The sequence below is a fragment of the Phyllobacterium sp. genome (assembly GCF_037994405.1).
Classification (GTDB): domain Bacteria; phylum Pseudomonadota; class Alphaproteobacteria; order Rhizobiales; family Rhizobiaceae; genus Phyllobacterium.
Map to the genome: position 1 here is coordinate 1 of NZ_JBBNAN010000093.1, position 4,744 is coordinate 4,744.

The following is a 4,744-nucleotide window of genomic DNA, read 5'->3' on the forward strand; positions in this document are numbered from 1 at the left end:
ATCGGCGGGCACGACAGCAGCAATCGGGGTGGCCCAGAAGCTACCGATGATGTGATAGGGGTTGGTTCTTGAGGTCGTCTGCCGTTGTGTCTCGGCAATTTTGCCGTGTTCGGCAGAGCCTGGCGCAAACCGACATTATCCCGGAATGCAGGGCAGATCGGGCTCAGCTTTAGGCAATGTGACGGGCATCTCGTCATGCGGCCTGCTCCCTCGGTGGCGCAAGGGATCTGGGCTGCTGGCCGCGGCGGATGCGCCCGCGCCATGCATTGTGAAACTCATCGAAGAGCGGTCACGCTTGTATCTTCGCGATGGAATATTGGCCGAGGACGGGGCAGCGCAGTGACCTCCCTTCTGGGGATCGTTATTGAAAGTTTTGGCCAAGAGGCCCGTCAGCATTGTTGCCGCAATTGATCGAGATCCGGGACGACCTTCAGACGCCTCTTCAGACCAATACAGCGCGGTAGCCGCGATGGGTGTTCAGGAGGACTCGTCGAATGAGCGTATCAAATTCACATCCGGATCAACCGCCGTCGTGAATACTTGCCCGGCATTTTCGCGGCACTCCCTTCGTCGAGCGTACTGCTCCCCTCGATCAAAACCGTTGTAGATTGGCTGTGACGCAATATCAATCTGCTGTCGATCTGGTTCGGATCACGTTCGCGAGAATCTCCATGGCAAAGGCTTCGCGCATGGACGCGACGCGCACGCATTGCAAAGTTCAATAGAAAGTGGATGCCATTTCCGGAGTGTCTTCGAGTGCATGAGCAAGATATTCCAGAACGCCTTGAAGGCGCGGTCTGGAAATAGGGCCGCCAAGGCAAATCCGGACCGCTTCTTGCGGCAATCCATTGACGGTGAAGGCATCGCTTGCCACCACGCCGATCCCCGATGCCCGCATGTGGTTGATCAGCCCGGATCTGGTCCAGCCGTTGGTCAAGGGCAGCCAGATATTGAAACTTAGAGGATCGGCTTGGAAACTGCCTGGCGCGAGTATGCCCGCCGCCATTGCCTGTCGGAGCCCGGTTTCCTTGCGGATAAAGCGCAGAATCATGTCTGCTGTACCGTCCTCGATCCAGCGCGTGGCAAGAGCTACGGTCAATGGAGATGCCATGACGTTGGCCGCCTTCATTGCACTGACGAAAGGCCATGCAGCCCGGGTATCAGGTGCGACAACATAGGCGAGGCGCAGGCCAGCGCCGATGCACTTGGCCAGCCCGCCAATGTGCCACGTGAGGTCCGGTGCGATCGCCGCCAGCGGTGCCGGGGCGTGCGCGGGAATGAATCCGTATGCATCATCCTCGATGATTGGGACATGATAGTGGCGTGCTACCGCGCAAATCGCAGCCCGCCGCTCTTCGGGAATTGTCAACGTGGTTGGATTTTGAAGCGTTGGGTTCAGATATAGCGCTTTGGGTGCCATACGCTCGCAAGCATCGGCGAATGCATCCGGCAGTATTCCTTGAATATCCATGGGCAGGCCATGGAGATGCAGGCGTAGTTGCGCTGCAATTGATCTGGCGCCGGGATAGGTGATGTTTTCAGATAGGATGGTCTGGCCTGGCTTTGCCAGCATGCTGAAAATAGCGAGGATCGCGGGATGCGCGCCGGGCGTGACAAACATCCGTTCCTGTGAGGGAACCAGCCCCCGCCGGCTGAGCCATGCGGCTGCGGCTTCCTTGTCCTGGTTCGATCCGCCAAAACCTTGATAGCGTAGCAGAGGTAAAAGATTGGCGGCGATGGTGGCAAGACCTTCGCGCATCCTTGCGATCAGTTGCGGATCATCCGGTTCCGGCGGCAGGTTCATCGACAGATCAATCAGTTCCTGCCGCTTCGGATCAGGTATGCCGATTGGCAGTGCTGTTACTTCCATTTCCGGTGGCGCAACAACAAACGTCCCACGGCCGATATGTGAATCAACCAGTCCGCGCTTCTTTGCTTCTGAATAGCCTCTGGCGACCGTCGTGAAGTCGATATTCAGTTGCTTTGCCAGCTGACGCTGTGGCGGCAGCCGGTCGCCGGCACGCAAGCGCCCGCTGCGGATGTCCAGCGCGATGACATCGGCGATGGCGATGTAGTGTGGACTTGAGCTGTCGGAGAGTTCGGGAATCCACGTGGTCATGAAGCGGTGCCTGATCGAACGAATGAATTGACGGTATATTGGAGCATTTGACGGCTGTCATTCTGAAAAATCGACTTCGGGAAACGGGAGAGAAAAATCTTCACCTATTTCGGTTGCTCCAAAATTGACTGCGCATTGAATGCACCGGATTCATGCACTTCTGCTTCAAAATAAAGCACGAAGCCATGTTAGTTTCTCTGAATTGACCGTAAAATTGACTGCAATATGCCTAATATTGACTGCTAAACAAAAACATTCAATCTGGCACGGTAATTGCAATGCTCCTGTTGCGTATGAAACGCATTCTTCAAATTTGTCAGGAGCCGCCAATGCCCGCAGTAACCAAGCCAGCCCACGAAAAGGGTGATTTCTTTGTCGACTATGAAGAGAAGGTCTTTGAAGACGTACAGGCCAAGGAAGGCGAGAAGGCCCTCGTTACATTCCACACTGTTGCATTCGAAGGATCCATCGGGTTCGTTAATCTTCTGCAGGCGACGCGCCTGAAGCGCAAGGGTTTTGAAACGTCCATTTTGCTTTATGGGCCCGGTGTGACGCTGGGCGTACAGCGCGGTTTCCCAAAGCTCGGCGATGAGGCGTTTCCGGGTCATCTCAACTTCAATAACCAGATCAGCAAGTTCATTTCCGAAGGCGGCAAGGTTTATGCCTGCCGTTTTGCGCTGCAGGCGCTCTACGGTCACGGGGAACCCTCTTTGATTGAAGGCATTCAGCCGATCAGTCCGCTTGATGTACTTGACCTCATTCTGCTCCATCGCCGCGATGGGGCCTTCATACTTGATACCTGGACACTTTGATCGGGATTGTCCCAGCGAAGAGGGCGGACACGTCCGCTCTCTTGATTACCCTTTCAAGGAGATCCGCAATGGCTGAAACTTCAAAAATCAGAGTCGCTGCTGTGCAGATTTCACCTGATTTGACATCGCGCAAGAAGACACTCGCGAAGGTGCTGGACGCTGTCCGCGAGGCAGCTTCCAAAGGCGCTGGTCTCGTGGTCTTTCCTGAGACTTTCGTTCCCTGGTACCCCTATTTCTCGTTTGTCCTGGCACCGGTCCTTTCCGGCAAGGAACATATCCGGCTTTATGAGGAAGCCGTTACCGTTCCAAGTGAAGAGACAGATAGTGTAGCTGCGTGCGCCCGCGAGAACGGCATCGTCATTGTCCTTGGTATCAATGAGCGGGATCACGGCTCGCTCTACAACACGCAGTTGATTTTCGACGCCGACGGCCGGCTCGCGCTGAAGCGGCGAAAGATCACGCCGACCTTCCACGAACGGATGATCTGGGGTCAGGGCGATGGTTCCGGACTGCAAGTGGTTGAGACGGCGATTGGCCGCGTCGGCGCGCTTGCCTGCTGGGAACACTATAATCCGCTGGCCCGCTATGCGTTGATGGCGCAGCACGAGGAAATACATGTCGCGCAGTTTCCTGGCTCGCTCGTCGGTCCGATATTCGCCGAGCAGATCGAAGTCACAATCCGCCATCACGCGCTCGAAAGCGGTTGCTTTGTCGTCAATGCAACGGGGTGGCTTACGGATGAGCAGATAGCTTCCATTACCCCGGACCAAGGGCTGCAAAACGCACTGCGGGGTGGCTGCATGACCGCCATCATATCCCCCGAGGGAAGTCACGTTGTGACGCCGCTGACGGAGGGCGAGGGCTTACTGATTGCCGATCTCGATATGGGTCTGATCGTCAAGCGAAAGCGAATGATGGACTCCGTCGGTCACTATGCCCGGCCCGAGCTCCTGCAGCTCGTCCTTGACAATCGCCAGACACAACCCATGGCCGAGCTTCCAGAGGCCTTTTCCAAAACCAATACAGGGACACAGAACGATGCAGAAGATGACAGCGCTTCCAACGGAGCAACTGATCAACGAATTGCAGTCCTTCGGCGTTAGGCTCGTTGATCCGAAGGTTGGCCTCGAGAGCAGGCGCGGCGGCGCAGGTCCATCCGACCACAAGGCAGTCACCATCGACGGAATGACCGTAATGGTGCCGGTGCACACGGCCCCGGCTTTCGACAGTCCCTATCTGGTCGAAAAGCCGGATGGTGATGGTAAAAGCCGGATCAGCCGCGCTGGCACGGTCCTCGGTGAAGTAACATTTCCGCTTCGGCCCCGGTTCTACGAACGGTCAACCGCCGATGGCATTCCCTATTCGAAGATCGCTGTTCTGCATGGCCGTGATGTCCTTGCCACAACCATCCTTCAAACCTGCATACGCTATCAAAGCCGCACCAAGACCTGCCAATTCTGTGCAATCGGCCAGTCACTGGCCGCTGGACGGACGATAGCGCACAAGACACCGGAGCAATTGGCGGAAGTGGCCAAAGCTGCCGTCGAACTCGACGGCGTGAAGCACATGGTGATGACCACCGGAACGCCCAAGGGTGACGACCGCGGAGCATCGATCCTGGCTGACACCGCGCAGGCCATCAAGGCCGCAGTCGATTTGCCCATCCAGGCACAGTGCGAGCCGCCTGAGGATGATGTCTGGTTTGCCCGTATGAAGGAGGCAGGTGTAGACGCGCTGGGGATGCATCTGGAAGCGGTCACACCGGAGGTGCGGGCGCGCATCATGCCGGGAAAAGCACAGGTAAGCATCGAGA

Annotated in this window: 4 protein-coding genes; 3 read left to right on the plus strand and 1 reads right to left on the minus strand. The window is 56.7% G+C overall.

The window, feature by feature from the left end; genetic code table 11:
• Positions 1–718: 718 nt before the first annotated feature.
• Positions 719–2,119 carry a PLP-dependent aminotransferase family protein gene (locus AAAC48_RS05600; RefSeq protein ID WP_340653232.1) on the minus strand — a complete coding sequence of 467 codons (1,401 nt, stop codon included), beginning with the start codon at positions 2,117–2,119 and terminating at the stop codon, positions 719–721.
• A gap of 329 nt (positions 2,120–2,448) precedes the next feature.
• On the opposite strand from AAAC48_RS05600, the gene AAAC48_RS05605 reads away from it, so the two are divergent.
• The 3 genes from AAAC48_RS05605 to AAAC48_RS05615 form a co-directional block, all read left to right on the plus strand.
• The gene (locus AAAC48_RS05605; protein WP_340653233.1) at positions 2,449–2,931 is read left to right on the plus strand and encodes an MSMEG_0572/Sll0783 family nitrogen starvation response protein; all 483 of its coding nucleotides are present in this window, start codon (positions 2,449–2,451) and stop codon (positions 2,929–2,931) included.
• Positions 2,932–2,999: 68 nt separating this feature from the next.
• Positions 3,000–4,034, plus strand: coding sequence for a Nit6803 family nitrilase (locus AAAC48_RS05610; protein ID WP_340653234.1), 1,035 nt, complete (start codon positions 3,000–3,002; stop codon positions 4,032–4,034).
• Positions 3,970–4,744 (plus strand): MSMEG_0568 family radical SAM protein (locus tag AAAC48_RS05615; protein WP_340653235.1); only part of this gene is annotated, 775 nt, incomplete at its 3' end. The genes AAAC48_RS05610 and AAAC48_RS05615, both read left to right, overlap by 65 nt.